The sequence below is a fragment of the Acerihabitans sp. TG2 genome, from assembly GCF_035013185.1.
GTDB lineage: Bacteria > Pseudomonadota > Gammaproteobacteria > Enterobacterales > Enterobacteriaceae > Acerihabitans.
Genome location: NZ_JAYGJO010000040.1, coordinates 1 through 15,030 on the forward strand (window position 1 = coordinate 1; position 15,030 = coordinate 15,030).

20 protein-coding genes are annotated in these 15,030 nt (G+C 50.9%); 6 read left to right on the forward strand and 14 right to left on the reverse strand.

Annotation, left to right across the window (positions count from 1 at the left end):
- Positions 1–184: 184 nt before the first annotated feature.
- Entirely contained in the window at positions 185–736 is a 552-nt protein-coding gene (locus tag SJI19_RS22585) for a gamma carbonic anhydrase family protein (RefSeq protein WP_323480517.1), read from the forward strand.
- A gap of 54 nt (positions 737–790) precedes the next feature.
- Here SJI19_RS22585 and aroE read toward each other — a convergent pair whose 3' ends face one another.
- Genes aroE through dprA form a run of 5 tightly spaced genes read right to left on the reverse strand, consistent with a single transcriptional unit; the run spans position 791 to position 4,329 of the window.
- Complete coding sequence (gene aroE, locus SJI19_RS22590) at positions 791–1,609, reverse strand: shikimate dehydrogenase (RefSeq protein ID WP_323480518.1); 819 nt, start codon at positions 1,607–1,609, stop codon at positions 791–793.
- A gap of 15 nt (positions 1,610–1,624) precedes the next feature.
- Entirely contained in the window at positions 1,625–2,194 is a 570-nt protein-coding gene (tsaC, locus tag SJI19_RS22595; RefSeq protein ID WP_323480551.1) for an L-threonylcarbamoyladenylate synthase type 1 TsaC, read from the reverse strand.
- On the reverse strand, positions 2,184–2,741 hold the full coding sequence (locus SJI19_RS22600; protein ID WP_323480519.1) for a type I DNA topoisomerase: 558 nt from the start codon (positions 2,739–2,741) through the stop codon (positions 2,184–2,186). Before SJI19_RS22600 ends, tsaC begins: the two co-directional genes overlap by 11 nt.
- 21 nt (positions 2,742–2,762) lie before the next feature.
- Positions 2,763–3,236: a DUF494 family protein gene (locus SJI19_RS22605; protein WP_323480520.1), complete on the reverse strand. Its 474-nt coding sequence runs from the start codon at positions 3,234–3,236 to the stop codon at positions 2,763–2,765.
- Positions 3,208–4,329 carry a DNA-protecting protein DprA gene (gene dprA, locus SJI19_RS22610; protein ID WP_323480521.1) on the reverse strand — a complete coding sequence of 374 codons (1,122 nt, stop codon included), beginning with the start codon at positions 4,327–4,329 and terminating at the stop codon, positions 3,208–3,210. Before dprA ends, SJI19_RS22605 begins: the two co-directional genes overlap by 29 nt.
- 128 nt (positions 4,330–4,457) lie before the next feature.
- On the opposite strand from dprA, the gene def reads away from it, so the two are divergent.
- From def to mscL, 5 genes are all read left to right on the forward strand, one after another.
- On the forward strand, positions 4,458–4,982 hold the full coding sequence (gene def / locus SJI19_RS22615; RefSeq protein ID WP_323480522.1) for a peptide deformylase: 525 nt from the start codon (positions 4,458–4,460) through the stop codon (positions 4,980–4,982).
- Between the two features lie 22 nt (positions 4,983–5,004).
- Entirely contained in the window at positions 5,005–5,952 is a 948-nt protein-coding gene (gene fmt / locus SJI19_RS22620; RefSeq protein ID WP_323480523.1) for a methionyl-tRNA formyltransferase, read from the forward strand.
- Positions 5,953–6,036: 84 nt separating this feature from the next.
- Complete coding sequence (rsmB, locus tag SJI19_RS22625) at positions 6,037–7,362, forward strand: 16S rRNA (cytosine(967)-C(5))-methyltransferase RsmB (protein ID WP_323480524.1); 1,326 nt, start codon at positions 6,037–6,039, stop codon at positions 7,360–7,362.
- A gap of 10 nt (positions 7,363–7,372) precedes the next feature.
- Positions 7,373–8,749 (forward strand): Trk system potassium transporter TrkA, encoded by a 1,377-nt coding sequence (trkA, locus tag SJI19_RS22630; RefSeq protein WP_323480525.1) that lies wholly within the window; start codon positions 7,373–7,375, stop codon positions 8,747–8,749.
- A 110-nt stretch (positions 8,750–8,859) separates the two neighbouring features.
- Positions 8,860–9,306, forward strand: coding sequence for a large-conductance mechanosensitive channel protein MscL (gene mscL / locus SJI19_RS22635; RefSeq protein ID WP_323480526.1), 447 nt, complete (start codon positions 8,860–8,862; stop codon positions 9,304–9,306).
- A 264-nt stretch (positions 9,307–9,570) separates the two neighbouring features.
- Here the strand turns inward: mscL and SJI19_RS22640 are convergent, their stop codons facing one another.
- The 9 genes from SJI19_RS22640 to secY form a co-directional block, all read right to left on the reverse strand.
- The gene (locus SJI19_RS22640; RefSeq protein WP_323480527.1) at positions 9,571–9,861 is read right to left on the reverse strand and encodes an alternative ribosome-rescue factor A; all 291 of its coding nucleotides are present in this window, start codon (positions 9,859–9,861) and stop codon (positions 9,571–9,573) included.
- A gap of 147 nt (positions 9,862–10,008) precedes the next feature.
- Positions 10,009–10,383 carry a DUF1992 domain-containing protein gene (locus SJI19_RS22645; protein WP_323480528.1) on the reverse strand — a complete coding sequence of 125 codons (375 nt, stop codon included), beginning with the start codon at positions 10,381–10,383 and terminating at the stop codon, positions 10,009–10,011.
- A gap of 154 nt (positions 10,384–10,537) precedes the next feature.
- Complete coding sequence (rplQ, locus tag SJI19_RS22650; protein WP_323480529.1) at positions 10,538–10,933, reverse strand: 50S ribosomal protein L17; 396 nt, start codon at positions 10,931–10,933, stop codon at positions 10,538–10,540.
- Between the two features lie 40 nt (positions 10,934–10,973).
- Entirely contained in the window at positions 10,974–11,963 is a 990-nt protein-coding gene (locus SJI19_RS22655; RefSeq protein WP_323480530.1) for a DNA-directed RNA polymerase subunit alpha, read from the reverse strand.
- A 25-nt stretch (positions 11,964–11,988) separates the two neighbouring features.
- Complete coding sequence (rpsD, locus tag SJI19_RS22660; protein WP_323480531.1) at positions 11,989–12,609, reverse strand: 30S ribosomal protein S4; 621 nt, start codon at positions 12,607–12,609, stop codon at positions 11,989–11,991.
- A gap of 30 nt (positions 12,610–12,639) precedes the next feature.
- Positions 12,640–13,029 (reverse strand): 30S ribosomal protein S11, encoded by a 390-nt coding sequence (rpsK, locus tag SJI19_RS22665; RefSeq protein ID WP_131867908.1) that lies wholly within the window; start codon positions 13,027–13,029, stop codon positions 12,640–12,642.
- Positions 13,030–13,045: 16 nt separating this feature from the next.
- Positions 13,046–13,402 (reverse strand): 30S ribosomal protein S13, encoded by a 357-nt coding sequence (rpsM, locus tag SJI19_RS22670; protein WP_323480532.1) that lies wholly within the window; start codon positions 13,400–13,402, stop codon positions 13,046–13,048.
- A gap of 147 nt (positions 13,403–13,549) precedes the next feature.
- Positions 13,550–13,663, reverse strand: coding sequence for a 50S ribosomal protein L36 (gene rpmJ / locus SJI19_RS22675; protein WP_132923644.1), 114 nt, complete (start codon positions 13,661–13,663; stop codon positions 13,550–13,552).
- Between the two features lie 33 nt (positions 13,664–13,696).
- The gene (gene secY / locus SJI19_RS22680; RefSeq protein WP_162368676.1) at positions 13,697–15,028 is read right to left on the reverse strand and encodes a preprotein translocase subunit SecY; all 1,332 of its coding nucleotides are present in this window, start codon (positions 15,026–15,028) and stop codon (positions 13,697–13,699) included.
- Positions 15,029–15,030 lie beyond the last annotated feature (2 nt).

The following is a 15,030-nucleotide window of genomic DNA, read 5'->3' on the forward strand; positions in this document are numbered from 1 at the left end:
CCGAAGATATTGCACAAGCGTTTTTTGATCTTTTCTTTCTGACTGGTTATTTTTCATCCCTTGCGCACTGATCTTGTGCGATCTCTTATCAAAAAAACAGCAATTACCGGATCGAAGGGGTTGTCATCGTGCAGACGGCGACGGTAAAGTCGTTAATAATATATCGGCTTATTAAGGTCATCTTATGTTGGAATCCTCAAAACCACTGCGTCCATTTAAAAATACCTTCCCCATCCTCGGCCAAAGGATCTTGGTCGATCCTTCAAGTGTAGTAATAGGTCAGGTCACGATAGGGGACGATGTCAGCATCTGGCCTTTAGTGGCCATTCGTGGTGACGTCAATAAAGTGGAGATTGGCCACCGAACAAATATACAAGATGGCAGCGTGTTGCACGTTACCCATAGATCCGATCATAATCCGCTGGGTAATCCGCTGATTATCGGTGACGACGTTACGGTAGGTCATAAGGTCATGCTGCACGGCTGCACCATCGGCAATCGTGTCTTGGTCGGTATGGGATCGATCCTGCTCGATGGGGTAGTGGTGGAAGATGAGGTCATGATAGGCGCAGGAAGCCTGGTCCCACCCAACAAACGTCTGGAAAGCGGTTATCTCTATCTAGGTGCCCCCGTCAGAAGGGCTAGGTCATTGACCGAAGAGGAGATTGCCGGATTTACCTATTCCGCCAATAATTATGTGCGCTGGAAGGATGAATATCTGGCTCAAGAAATCTAGTCGCGACAGCACCAACAAGAGGTGCTGCCTTTCTGCACCCGAAGTCTATTGGATTTATGCTGCGACTTCCCGGCGCAATTGCGCTAATACCGGTTCAATGTCAGGTAGCACACCGTGCCAGAGCATGAAGGAATAGGCCGCCTGTCCCACCAGCATACCCAGGCCGTCGGCACTCTCCCCTGCACCTTGTGCCACACACCATTGTAAAAAAGGCGTTAGGCCTGATTGGTAGAACATATCATAACAATGTACCGCCGGCGTGATAAGCGTCGGCACCAACGCCGGTATTTCGCCGTGCACCCCCGATGTTGTGGCGTTAACGATCAGATCAAAATCAGGCGAGCTGAGCTCGTTCAATGGACGGGCGGTGATAATGCCGACATGCTGGAAAAAAATCTCCAACTCCTGCGCGCGTTTAAACGTCCGATTGGTCACAACGATGGAACACCCATAGGAAAGCAACGGCAGTATAACCCCCCGCGCTGCGCCGCCGGCGCCAATCAGCAAAATGCGGCTATCGTGCCTGATCAAACCAATACGCTGCAGGTCCGCCAGTAAACCGATGCCATCAGTGTTGTCACCCAATAGCGAGCCATCGGCCTGTTTTTTTACCGTGTTAACCGCACCAGCCTGAGCTGCCCGTTCCGTTAGCTGATGACATAGCGCGAAGGCCCGCTCTTTAAACGGCATGGTGATGTTGGCACCTTGGCCTCCCGCAGTAAAAAATCTCAGCAGGGTGGTTTCAAACGCATCAGGTTCGGCCAGTATGCGCCCGTAAGGATGTGTGATACCGGTTTGTGAGGCAAACCAGGCATGAATTTGCGGCGATCTGCTGTGTTTTATTGGGTTGCCAAAAACGGCATACGTATCCATTACCTTAACTCCAGGTTAGCCGTGTCGAATCAGTTCGCCGGTTAAAGCGTCACGAATTTCCGAGGGATTCAATCTCCCGCCCACCTCAAGATCCATTACCGGGAAATCATTGCCCAATTGCCGACGCACCTCAGCAGCGCTGCGTCCTGGCGGTTCTCCGGAAAGATTGGCGCTGGTCGACACCAAAGGTTTACCAAACGCCAGACAAAGCTGTTTAACCGGAGCAAAAGCCGTGACGCGCACGGCCAAGGTGGTAAATTGCCCGGTTAACCAGCGAGGTGTTTCCGGCCGGGCCGGCATCACCCAGGTCACCGGACCCGGCCAGCGGGCAAATACCCGTTCTCGCTGCGCAACGGTGAGCTGGGTGTCGTTTATATAGGGTAGTAATTGCTGATAATTCGCCGCAACCAATATCAACCCTTTAGTCCAAGCACGCTGCTTGATCGTGAGCAAGTCACTTACTGCAGCCTCACTGTCCGGGTCACATCCCAGACCAAACACCGCTTCGGTGGGATAAGCAACCACTTGCTCGCGGCGCAGTGCCTCAACGATATCCGCCAACGTTGACGGCAGTTTATTCTTCATCATGTTCTTTTTCGGCCACCGGTTTGCCACATGCTTTATCGGCGCAAAACAGTTTCGGGCCCCGCGCCGTGTTTTTCTCCATCAGTAACGGAAACTGGCACTGATCGCAAACCCCCGCCACAGGTTTGAAATTAAGCACAAACCGGCATTTGGGGTATTGGTCGCAGGCATAGAAATTTTTGCCGAAACGTGATGTCCGCTGTACCAATTTTCCCTCTCGGCAAGCTGGGCATTCGAACGCTGTCACGTCGGGTTGGTCCACTGCGGCGACATAATCACATGTCGGATAATCCGCACAACCGATAAACATGCCATAACGGCCCTGGCGCAGCACCAGCGTCCCCTGGCATAGTGGACATACCTGGCCATCCAGTACTTTGACGACATGTCCATCGGCCTGGTATTTCAACGGCTTGATATAAGCGCACCCCGGGTATTGGGAGCAACCAAGAAACGGGCCGTGTTGTCCGGAGCGCATAACAAGCTCTGCCCCACATTCAGGACAGAGTTCGGTTTGCCTAGCGGTAAAGAGCGCAGCTTTTGCCATAGGGATATATCGTCAGTGATGCTAATGCAGGCGGTTCTCATCTTCTTCGAAGACAAGATCTTCCATTTGTTGATAGGCATTTTCATATCCGGGGATATTAAACAGCACCATCAGGATGACCCATTTTAGATCTTCCAGATCAAATTCAGCAGCGTCCAATGCCATAACCCGATCAATAACCATTTCACGGGTCTCAAGGTTTAGCACCTGGATTTGTTCTAGAAACAATAGGAAACCACGGCATTCCGTATCCAGGAATAGACTTTCCTCATCAGTAAAGATACGCATGGCCAACGGATCGGCACCCAAGGCAAAGGCTTTACCCTGCCCATCCTGCAAATCAGCCAGCTTCTCCAGCCAGTTCAGCGCATTGTAGATATCATCTTGATGAAAACCCGCACGGGTGAGGTCATCGGTTAACTTATCCTGGTCCACCCGCATTTCTGCTTCATTGTGGATGTATGTTTCAAACAAGTACATTAGTACGTCGAACATGGCCTGCCCTCCTTAAACGGACATAGCCGCCGGGTACAACTGCGATCCAGCCTGCTAACTCCAGCTCCAATAGTTTAACCACTATTTCTGGCACAGGTTGGCCGGCACGTTCAGCGACGACGTCTACAGGTGTAACCTCATCCCCTACGTTAGCCAACACATCGGCAAATGGCAATTTAACTTCATCATCTGACGCAGAAATAATTTGTTTGGTAGCCAAAGGCAGCCACGTTAACCCTCCACTGAGCTGCTCAATGATCTCTTTAGGCTGGGTAACGAGATAAGCCCCTTGCTGGATCAGCCAATGCGTGCCGGCACAGCCATGATTGCCCAGCGGGCCAGGCAGGGCATAAATATCTTTGCCCTGTTCAAGGGCGTAGCGGGCAGTGATCAACGATCCGCTGCGGGCTGCGGCCTCTACCACCAGTACACCCCGGCTTAATCCGCTGATGATCCGGTTACGGTAGGGAAAATGCATGGCCAACGGCGCTGCATTTAATTCAAATTCCGATACCAGCGCCCCCCCTTCCTGTACGATGCGTTCCGCAAGCTGGCGATGCGCCGCAGGATAGAGGTTTTGCAAACCGCTGCCAAGCACGGCCAGCGTCTGTCCGTGAGCATCCAGCGCCGCACGATGGCACACGGCATCGATGCCAAACGCCAACCCACTGGTGATGGTTATCCCGCACGCAGTCAGGGTGGCGGCAAAATGCTCGCCCCATTGTTCGCCATATAACGTCGCTTTACGGCTGCCCACCATAGCCAGCTGCGTGGCGTCGAGGCAGGAAAGCGACCCTTTAACGAATAACGCCGGCGGCGGGCACGCAATGTCCTTTAGCAACGCCGGGTAGTGGGGATGATCATAAGGTACAAAATGGTGTTGAGGATCGTCCATCCAGCGTAGCGCCGACGTGACATGGTTTTGCGGATAACGATGAAATCGCTGGCGCTGAGCCGGCGTTAAAATGCCAAGAACCGCTGTCCTGGTGTCCGAAACCTCGCAAAGGGTCATTTGCGCAAGCGCAGCATAGGCTTTTGCACCGTTAACACCCTTCACCGCCGCCAGACGTAACCACATTTCCAACAAAGTCATCCCTTCTTCCCCGCACGCTTGAATGTGATTGACACGACATTTAGCTGCGGATGCTGTCAATCAGGACAAGAAATGTCTAGAATAAGAGGTATAATTGTTTTCATAATCGGACACAGATATAGACTCATATGGCAGTATTGCAGGTATTACATTACCCGGATGAGCGGCTTCGCATTATTGCGAAACCCGTTAAAAAAGTAGACGACGCTATTCGTCGGATCGTGGATGATATGTTCGACACCATGTATACCGAGGAAGGTATCGGTTTGGCTGCGACTCAAGTCAACATACATCAACGGATTATCGTCCTTGACGTGTCGGAAACCCATGACCAGCGTTATGTTTTCATCAACCCAGAGCTGATAGCCAAAAACGGTGAAACCGGAATAGAGGAAGGGTGCCTATCCATTCCCGATCAGCGTGGTTTTGTTCCACGAGCTGAGCAAGTGACGGTGAGAGCGCTGGATCGAGACGGTAATTCTTTCGAGCTTACGGCAGATGAATTACTGGCAATATGTATCCAGCATGAGATGGATCATCTGGTCGGCAAGCTGTTTGTTGATTATCTTTCACCGCTCAAGCGTCAGCGTATCCGTCAAAAAATGGAAAAAATGGCGAAAATTAACGCCCGCGCAGACAACGCAGACAAATAGTGTCTGCTAATCAGGAAATAACGTGTCCGATTCATTACGCATTATCTTTGCCGGTACGCCAGATTTTGCCGCGCGGCATCTGAGTGCCCTTATCGGCTCGCAGCATCAGGTGGTGGCAGTATTCACCCAACCCGACCGCCCGGCGGGTCGGGGCAATAAACTCACGGCCAGCGCAGTAAAAAATGTGGCACTACAACACCAGTTGCCCGTGTTCCAACCCAAATCCCTGCGCCCAGTCGAGAGTCAACAACAGGTCAATGAGCTTGACGCCGATATTATGGTCGTGGTGGCCTATGGCCTGATTTTACCTCCGGCGGTGTTAGCTATGCCGCGTTTGGGCTGCCTCAACGTGCACGGTTCATTGCTACCGCGCTGGCGGGGCGCCGCACCAATCCAGCGGGCATTGTGGGCCGGAGACGACGCAACCGGCGTTACCATTATGCAAATGGATGCTGGGCTGGATACTGGCGATATGCTGTATAAAGCGACCTGTCCTATCCAGCCGGGCGATACCAGTGCCAGTCTGTATGACAAATTGGCCGATATCGGGCCGCAAGCGCTGCTTGAGACACTCTCGCACTGTGCCGCTGGGAGCTTGTCGCCGCAAAAACAGGATGTCGGACTCGCCACTTACGCGGAAAAACTCACCAAAGAAGAAGCACGACTTGATTGGTCATCTTCGGCCGTGCAGCTATCGCGCTGCGTCAGGGCCTTTAATCCTTGGCCCATCAGCTTTTTTAACGTTGCCGGGCAAGCAATAAAAGTCTGGCAGGCCGACGTGTTAGATATCGCGACATCGGCCGCGCCAGGCACGTTGCTTAAGGCGGACAAAACCGGCATTCAGGTCGCCACGGCGGATGGTGTGCTAAATATGACCTTGCTACAGCCAGCCGGGAAAAAAACCATGCCAGCGCAGGATCTGCTTAATTCCCGCCGCGAGTGGTTTACCCCAGGCACCATCCTGGATTGATGTTATTTTGGCGATCGCCCGGAAAGGGAGTACATCTCAACCGGGTTGTTTTTTCCAGCCATTCACACTACCCTCCGGTCAATTATGAATAAACCGTATAATCTTCGCGCCGTCACCGCCAAGGCTGTGGCTCAGGTTCTTGAGCATGGCCAGTCCTTAAGTCTGATACTGCCCACGTTACAGCAGACCTTGGCAGATAAAGATCGCGCCCTATTGCAAGAGCTGTGCTTCGGTATTTTGCGTACCCTGCCACTGCTCGAATGGTATATCCGCCAGTTGATGGCCAAACCGCTGACCGGCAAACAGCGTACCGTACACTATTTGTTGATGGTGGGTCTTTATCAGTTGATATATACCCGTATTCCGCCCCACGCTGCCCTGGCCGAAACCGTGGAAGGCACTGTGGCGTTGAAGATTCCGCAGCTGAAGGGCCTGGTAAACGGCGTATTGCGCCAGTTTCAGCGCCAGCAAACCGAGCTGCAGGCGCAGGGGGAACAGCAAGACAGCAACCATCTGCACCCATCCTGGCTGGCCAATCGCATCAGGCAGACCTATGGGCAACAGGCGGTAGCGATTATGCAGGCGAATAATTTGCGCCCCCCCATGTGGCTGCGGGTCAACCGCCGGGATCATAGCCGGGAAGCGTACCTGGAGCTGTTGGCGCTGGAGGGCATCGACGCGACGGCACATCCACGTTGGCCGGACGCGATCAGGCTGGAGATACCCTGTAATGTCGGTCGTTTACCCGGTTTTGAGCAGGGTTGGGTGACGGTACAAGACGCATCGGCGCAAGGTTGCGCCTTATTGCTGGCACCCAGGGACAACGAGGATATTCTCGACCTGTGCGCGGCACCGGGCGGTAAAACCACCCATTTGCTGGAATTGGCTCCCGGTGCGCGGGTAACTGCGGTGGATGTGGACCGCCAGCGTATTGCACGCGTCAAAGAAAACCTACAACGTCTAGAGCAGCATGCGAATGTCATCACCGGTGACGGCCGTTCGCCGGAACAGTGGAGTCAAGGGCAAACCTGGCATCGCATCCTGTTGGATGCACCCTGCTCCGCCACGGGGGTGATCCGCCGCCACCCCGATATTAAATGGCTGCGCCGCGACAGGGATATTGACGAACTGGTCGCATTGCAACAAGCCATTCTGGTCGCCACCTGGCCGTTGCTTAAACCCGGCGGCACGTTGCTCTACGCCACCTGCTCCATTTTGCCGGAAGAAAATAGCGAGCAGATTGGACGTTTTCTAGCCTCCCATCCCGATGCGTCGTTGGTTGAAACCGGCGATGCCACCAGTCCTGGCCTACAATGTTTACCCACTCCGGATGGAGGTGATGGGTTCTTTTACGCTAAGATGATCAAAAGCGAAACATCCGACACTATGACGGGTACCTCATGGGCATAACGAGTCGACTATGAAAATAATAATCCTTGGGGCGGGCCAGGTTGGCGGTACTCTGGCTGAAAACCTGGTGGGTGAAAATAACGATATCACCATTGTTGATACGGACCCAACCCAGCTACGCCAGTTGCAGGATAAATTCGATCTCCGGGCTATTCAAGGCCATGCGTCTCACCCTAGAGTACTGCGCGAAGCTGGTGCCGAAGATGCTGATATGCTGGTTGCCGTGACTAACTCAGACGAAACCAATATGGTGGCTTGCCAGATAGCCTATACGTTATTCAAAACGCCTAATCGTATCGCCCGCATCCGATCGGCGGACTATATTCGCGAATCGGCGAAATTATTCAATACCGAAGCGGTACCCATCGATCATCTGATCTCGCCTGAGCAGTTGGTCATCGATAATATCTACAAATTAATCGAATACCCTGGCGCACTGCAGGTGGTTAACTTTGCCCAGGGTAAAGTAAGCATCGCGGCAGTAAAAGCCTATTATGGCGGACCCTTGGTGGGGAGTGCCTTATCATCACTGCGTGAACATATGCCGCACATTGAAACGCGGGTCGCCGCAATTTTCCGGCAAGATCGTCCAATACGCCCTCAGGGATCCACGGTGATTGAAGCCGGGGATGAGGTGTTTTTTGTCGCTGCGTCCCCTCATATTCGCGCAGTAATGAGTGAACTGCAGCGCCTGGAAAAACCCTATAAACGCATCATGATTGTGGGTGGTGGTAATATCGGCGCAGGTCTGGCGCAACGGTTGGAAAAGGATTACAGCGTCAAGTTGATCGAACGTGACCAACAACGCGCGGCAGAGCTTGCCGAATTGCTGCATGATACGGTTGTATTTTTCGGTGATGCTTCAGATCAGGAATTATTGGCCGAAGAACATATCGAGCAAATCGACGTGTTTATTGCCATTACCAACGACGACGAAGCCAACATTATGTCAGCTATGCTGGCCAAGCGCATGGGGGCGAAAAAAGTACTGGTATTAATCCAGCGCCGCGCCTACATAGATTTGGTCCAGGGCAGCGTCATCGATATTGCCATTTCGCCTCAGCAGGCGACCATCTCCGCCCTGTTGGGCCATGTGCGCAAAGCGGATATTGTCAGCGTATCCTCTTTACGCCGCGGCGTAGCCGAAGCTATTGAGGCCATCGCACACGGCGACGAAAGCACGTCCAAAGTGGTAGGACGTACCATTGATGCGATCAAATTGCCACCCGGTACTATTATTGGCGCCATCGTGCGCGGCGATGAGGTCATCATCGCCAATAAGAATTGCCGGATCCAGCAGGGCGATCACGTGATCATGTTTTTGACGGACAAAAAATTCATCACTGATGTTGAGCGCCTGTTCCAACCTAGCCCATTCTTTTTATAAACAAAGGCTTGTCGGGCCTGCACGGCAAACGGTTACAAACAGTTAAAATTTCTGGTAAAACCATTATCCTTTGTTAGACTTAATTTATTGTTTACCAAAGGATCAAGCCTATGAGTTTCCAGCAAGAATTCAGAAAATTTGCCATGCGTGGTAACGTGGTGGACTTGGCTGTGGGTGTTATCATCGGTGCCGCGTTTGGTAAAATTGTTTCCTCACTGGTAGCGAATATCATCATGCCGCCGTTAGGTTTATTGATCGGTGGCGTCGATTTCCGATCCTTTGGCTGGGTTATGAAACCGGCACAAGGCGAAATCCCAGCGGTAGTATTGCAGTATGGTATTTTCCTACAGAATGTGTTTGATTTTTTGATCGTCGCGTTGGCAGTGTTCTGTGTCATTACATTAATCAACAGAATGCATCGCAAACCAGAGGCAACCCCAGCAGCACCACCTAAACCGAGTGCAGAAGAAGTGCTATTAACGGAAATTCGCGATTTGCTTCAACAGCAAAATGAAAATAAGGGGTTTAGGTCACCGCAGCAGCCGCCTACCCTATAATTACCCATCATATTTCACGCTGCAGGTTCGTTGGCTGCGTTCATTCACCCGAATCACTTACCGGTGTAAGCTCATCGGGATTCTTTCTTTTGCCGCCTGCCTGCAACATGAAATCTATTGGGTAAATGTCCATCATCTTTCACGCTGCAGGTTCGTTGGCTGCGTTCATTCACCCGAATCACTTACCGGTGTAAGCTCATCGGGATTCTTTCTTTTGCCGCCTGCCTGCAACATGAAATCTATTGGGTAAATGTCCGTCATCTTTCACGCTGCAGGTTCGTTGGTGGTGACTGGCAATCTATTCTGTAGAAAAGCCGTAAGTATCAGCGCAAGTATTGTTGAGGGGTAAGCCAGAAGGGCAGTGGTAAAATCACCGTCAATGATTTTGCCACTGGCCTCCCAGTTTTGGGACTTGCCTTGTTTTCCTTTGCGGCAATAACTTCCTTTGCCCTTAAGATTTTTTTCGCGACGCTGGCGAAACAGCGGGTCATGGAGCAGTGCTGCAATAGCATTGTCCTGTATGGTGCCTTTGGTATGGCGATATTTGTCAGTCATAGTGATGTGTCCTTGTGAAAAAAATTGCGTGTTGTCAGCGACGATCAGTATATTCGAAACAGACGGTAGGAATGAAGTTTTTTACCGGCCTATCCCGATTTGGTTTAGCTGTGATAGAAAAATCAAGAGCACAGGCCAAACCAGAGCTTATTTACCCGAAGCCAGAAAATGCTGCTGCAGGCGTTGTTGATAACCGTGGTGCAAAAAATCCGTGCTCAAGCCAGCCTGCTGTAGTTTGATTTCCAGTAACCGCAGCCGGGCGCTGATCGGTTGATATTGTCTATCTTCCTCAGTGACACCCTGTAATAAATCCGCCAACTGAAGCGCATCTTTACGATCCTGTAGTTCTGCCGGTATATACCCCGCGTTTTTCAGCAGACGATACCCCACTCGCAAATCTTCCGGCACCGCACTGTCATCATCTAACGTTAACGGTTTCCCGTAACCAGGTAAGTTTTCAAACTCTCCACGCTGTTGCGCTTGTTGTATATGCCGTTCAGCCCACTCATCCACTAGACTCATCAATATTTCTCCTGGTCGAATGGTTCATTCTCATAGAATGAGCATAACGCATTAAAGCAAGGATGATAAGTCGTGCTTAACATCAACAAATCACAGCCAATAAAAAACCCGACCTAGGCCGGGTTTTGTAAACTTACCAGATGCAGAGACTTATTTATTCTGCAACTGCTTCAGCTGGAACTTGGGACTCTGCTGCACGATCTAGCAGCTCGATGTAAGCCATCGGCGCATTGTCACCCGCACGGAAACCACACTTAAGAATACGAGTGTAACCACCGGCGCGGCTCGCGAAACGCGGGCCAAGCTCATTAAACAGTTTTGCCACGATCTCGTTATCACGAGTACGGGCGAATGCCAGACGACGATTTGCAACGCTGTCGATCTTGGCAAGTGTAATCAGCGGTTCAACAACACGGCGCAGCTCTTTCGCTTTTGGCACGGTCGTCTTGATTATCTCGTGACGAACCAGAGAGCCGGCCATGTTACGGAACATAGCCTGGCGATGGCTGCTGTTACGGTTCAGTTGACGACCACTCTTACGATGGCGCATGACCTTATCCTTCTCAGTAAAACCTTACCCTGTGATCGGGTTATTCATCAGCAATACTTGCCGGAGGCCAGTTCTCGAGGCGCATGCCCAGAGATAACCCACGGGAAGCCAACACGTCTTTAATCTCAGTAAGAGATTTTTTACCGAGGTTGGGCGTTTTAAGTAACTCAACCTCAGTACGCTGTACCAGATCACCGATGTAGTGGATGGCTTCTGCCTTAAGGCAGTTAGCAGAGCGGACAGTCAATTCCAGATCGTCAACTGGGCGCAGCAAGATCGGATCGAATTCTGGTTTCTCTTCTTTAACTTCCGGTTGACGTACATCACGTAAATCAACAAAAGCTTCAAGTTGTTCAGCCAGTATGGTTGCCGCCCGACGGATCGCCTCTTCAGGATCGATCGTACCGTTGGTTTCCATTTCGATGACCAGCTTATCCAAGTCGGTTCGCTGTTCAACGCGTGCAGCTTCGACATTGTAGGCAATCCGCTCTACAGGGCTATAGCACGCATCAACCAGTAAACGACCAATTGGGCGCTCATCTTCTTCCGAATGAATTCGGGCAGAAGCCGGCACATAACCACGGCCACGTTGAACTTTGATACGCATATTTATCGATGCGTTTTCATCGGTCAGGTGGCAGAGCACATGCTGTGGCTTGACGATTTCGACATCCCCGTCGTGGGTGATATCGGCTGCGATTACAGGGCCAATGCCAGATTTATTCAAAGTAAGGATAACGTCATCTTTACCTTGAACTCTCACCGCCAGCCCTTTCAGGTTGAGCAGAATCTCCAGGATGTCTTCCTGTACACCTTCTTTGGTGCTGTACTCATGCAGTACACCATCAATCTCAACCTCGGTCACCGCGCAACCCGGCATCGACGAAAGCAGAATACGGCGCAGTGCGTTACCTAGGGTATGGCCAAAGCCACGCTCTAAAGGTTCAAGGGTCACCTTGGCGTGCGTCGAACTGATTTGCTCGATATCTACCAGGCGCGGTTTTAGAAACTCTGTCACAGAACCCTGCATTGTGTCCTCTCTTTGGTACTAAGCCTTACTTGGAGTAAAGCTCGACTATCAGGTGTTCATTAATGTCCGCAGACAGATCGGTACGTTCTGGAATACGTTTGAACACCCCTTCCATCTTAGCAGCGTCAACTTCAAGCCAGGTCGGCTTTTCACGCTGTTCAGCCAGTTCCAATGAGGCACGAACACGGGATTGCTTTTTCGCTTTCTCACGGATGCTTACTACATCATTCGGAGTAACCTGGTAAGAAGCGATATTGACAACACGTCCGTTAACCATGATCGCCTTGTGGCTGACCAATTGGCGAGATTCAGCGCGAGTAGCACCAAAACCCATACGGTATACAACGTTGTCCAGACGACCTTCAAGCAACTGCAACAGGTTCTCACCAGTATTGCCTTTAAGACGCGCTGCTTGTTTGTAATAGTTGCGGAATTGACGTTCCAGAACACCGTAGATACGACGAACTTTTTGTTTTTCACGCAACTGCACTCCATAGTCAGACAGACGCGGTTTACGCGCGCCATGCTGTCCAGGAGGCTGTTCAATTTTACACTTGGAATCGATCGCACGAACACCAGACTTCAGGAAAAGGTCGGTGCCCTCGCGACGGCTCAGCTTGAGCTTAGGACCCAAATATCTTGCCATTTTCTTTCTCCAACTAACCTAAAAGCGGCGTTATACGCGGCGCTTTTTCGGCGGACGACAACCGTTATGGGGGATCGGAGTCACATCAGTAATATTAGTGATGCGAAAACCAGCCGCGTTTAGCGCGCGGACAGTAGACTCACGGCCCGGACCAGGTCCTTTAACCATAACTTCCAGATTCTTGATGCCATACTCTTTCACTGCTTCAGCGCAACGCTCTGCTGCAACCTGTGCGGCGAAAGGAGTAGATTTACGAGAACCACGGAAACCGGAACCACCGGCCGTCGCCCAACCCAACGCATTACCTTGACGATCGGTAATAGTAACGATGGTATTGTTGAAAGACGCATGGATATGAGCCACGCCATCTGAAACTTGCTTTTTAACACGCTTACGTGCACGAACAGGTGCCTTAGCCATTATTTACTCACCCCGATTATTTCTTGATCGGTTTGCGCGGACCCTTACGGGTACGGGCATTGGTCTTGGTACGCTGACCGCGAACCGGAAGACCACGACGATGACGCAAACCACGATAGGTACCAAGGTCCATAAGACGTTTGATACTCAGGGTTACTTCACGGCGCAGATCACCTTCGACCACAAATTTAGCAACTGCTTCACGCAGCGTGTCGATCTGCTCTTCAGACAGCTCACTGATCTTAACATGTTCAGCAATGCCCGCATCTACACAAATGGATTGTGAACGGGTCTTACCGATACCGTAGATTGAAGTTAATGCGATCACGGTATGTTTTTGATCAGGAATGTTAATGCCTGCTATACGGGCCACTATGCACTCCTAAAAATTTAAACGGCAACACCATTCTGAAAAGCCCGTTTTCAGGATACTCAAACAATGTTGCGTTGACTTACAAAAGATTGGCTGGCTAATCTAGCCAGCTCAACCCAACTTTGCAAGAAAAATATGCCGAAATTTTCAGCCTTGGCGTTGTTTATGCTTAGGCTCGCTGCAAATCACGCGAACTACGCCGTGACGTCGAACGATTTTGCAGTTACGACATAATTTCTTGACGGAAGCACGAACTTTCATTTTAAATCTCCGTAACTTCTCAAGCTTTCCGGATTAGCGGTTATAGCCTTTCAGGTTTGCTTTCTTCAATGCTGACTCATACTGACTTGACATCATTAGAGTCTGCACTTGAGCCATAAAGTCCATGATAACCACAACAACAATCAATAAAGATGTACCCCCAAAGTAGAAGGGAACTTTCATTGCGTCACGCATGAACTCCGGGATAAGGCAGATAAACGTAATGTACATCGCACCGACCAGGGTCAGACGGGTCATTACTTTATCAATATATTTAGCCGTTTGCTCTCCCGGACGAATGCCTGGTACAAATGCACCGGACTTCTTCAGGTTATCTGCTGTTTCACGCGGGTTAAACACCAACGCCGTGTAGAAGAAACAGAAGAATATGATTGCAGATGCATAGAGTAACACATAAAGCGGCTGCCCAGGCTGTAAATACAGCGAAATAGCCGTTAACCAACCCCAACCGGTACCGCCACCGAACCATGAGGCAATCGTGGCCGGAAACAGAATGATGCTGGACGCAAAGATTGCCGGTATTACGCCGGCCATATTTACCTTCAGCGGCAAATGTGTGCTCTGAGCCGCATATACACGACGCCCTTGCTGCCGTTTGGCATAGTTAACGACAATACGCCGTTGCCCACGCTCGACAAAAACCACAAAAAACGTCACTGCAAATACGAGTACCACAACCAATAGCAACAGGAGGAAGTGCAGGTCGCCTTGACGAGCTTGCTCTATGGTATGGGCAATAGCCGGCGGTAAACCCGCCACGATACCGGCAAAGATAATGATAGAGATACCGTTGCCGATACCCCGCTCAGTTATCTGTTCACCTAGCCACATCAGGAACATTGTCCCAGTGACCAGACTCACTACAGCGGTAAAGTAAAATGCAAAGCCCGGATTATAAACCAGACCCTGCATTCCAGGCATATTCGGCAAACCGGTAGCTATACCGATTGATTGGAATATACCCAAGACTAACGTGCCATAACGGGTGTACTGACTAATCTTGCGACGGCCAGCCTCACCTTCTTTTTTGATCTCCGCCAGCGCTGGATGAACAACAGTCAGCAGCTGAATGATGATCGATGCCGAAATATACGGCATGATCCCCAAAGCAAAGATCGAAGCACGGCTAAGCGCACCACCAGAGAACATGTTGAACATCTCTATGATGGTGCCTCTTTGCTGCTCGAGCAATTTCGCAAGCACGGTGGCATCGATACCAGGAATCGGAATAAAAGAGCCGATACGGAAAACAATCAGCGCACCAACAACAAACAAAAGTCTGCGTTTCAGTTCGCCTAATCCGCCTTTAGCACTTTGAAAGTCTAATCCTGGTTGTTTGGCCATCT

Excerpts from the sequence above, each read along its gene's own strand:
- SJI19_RS22600 (WP_323480519.1), bottom strand. The coding sequence starts at position 2,741 with ATGGCAAAAGCTGCGCTCTTTACCGCTAGGCAAACCGAACTCTGTCCT.
- aroE (WP_323480518.1), bottom strand. The coding sequence starts at position 1,609 with ATGGATACGTATGCCGTTTTTGGCAACCCAATAAAACACAGCAGATCG.
- SJI19_RS22645 (WP_323480528.1), bottom strand. The coding sequence starts at position 10,383 with ATGAGTCTAGTGGATGAGTGGGCTGAACGGCATATACAACAAGCGCAA.
- rplQ (WP_323480529.1), bottom strand. The coding sequence starts at position 10,933 with ATGCGCCATCGTAAGAGTGGTCGTCAACTGAACCGTAACAGCAGCCAT.
- tsaC (WP_323480551.1), bottom strand. The coding sequence starts at position 2,194 with ATGAAGAATAAACTGCCGTCAACGTTGGCGGATATCGTTGAGGCACTG.
- mscL (WP_323480526.1), top strand. The coding sequence starts at position 8,860 with ATGAGTTTCCAGCAAGAATTCAGAAAATTTGCCATGCGTGGTAACGTG.
- def (WP_323480522.1), top strand. The coding sequence starts at position 4,458 with ATGGCAGTATTGCAGGTATTACATTACCCGGATGAGCGGCTTCGCATT.
- SJI19_RS22655 (WP_323480530.1), bottom strand. The coding sequence starts at position 11,963 with ATGCAGGGTTCTGTGACAGAGTTTCTAAAACCGCGCCTGGTAGATATC.
- rpmJ (WP_132923644.1), bottom strand. The coding sequence starts at position 13,663 with ATGAAAGTTCGTGCTTCCGTCAAGAAATTATGTCGTAACTGCAAAATC.
- rsmB (WP_323480524.1), top strand. The coding sequence starts at position 6,037 with ATGAATAAACCGTATAATCTTCGCGCCGTCACCGCCAAGGCTGTGGCT.
- secY (WP_162368676.1), bottom strand. The coding sequence starts at position 15,028 with ATGGCCAAACAACCAGGATTAGACTTTCAAAGTGCTAAAGGCGGATTA.
- dprA (WP_323480521.1), bottom strand. The coding sequence starts at position 4,329 with ATGACTTTGTTGGAAATGTGGTTACGTCTGGCGGCGGTGAAGGGTGTT.
- rpsD (WP_323480531.1), bottom strand. The coding sequence starts at position 12,609 with ATGGCAAGATATTTGGGTCCTAAGCTCAAGCTGAGCCGTCGCGAGGGC.
- trkA (WP_323480525.1), top strand. The coding sequence starts at position 7,373 with ATGAAAATAATAATCCTTGGGGCGGGCCAGGTTGGCGGTACTCTGGCT.
- SJI19_RS22585 (WP_323480517.1), top strand. The coding sequence starts at position 185 with ATGTTGGAATCCTCAAAACCACTGCGTCCATTTAAAAATACCTTCCCC.
- rpsK (WP_131867908.1), bottom strand. The coding sequence starts at position 13,029 with ATGGCTAAGGCACCTGTTCGTGCACGTAAGCGTGTTAAAAAGCAAGTT.
- SJI19_RS22640 (WP_323480527.1), bottom strand. The coding sequence starts at position 9,861 with ATGACTGACAAATATCGCCATACCAAAGGCACCATACAGGACAATGCT.
- SJI19_RS22605 (WP_323480520.1), bottom strand. The coding sequence starts at position 3,236 with ATGTTCGACGTACTAATGTACTTGTTTGAAACATACATCCACAATGAA.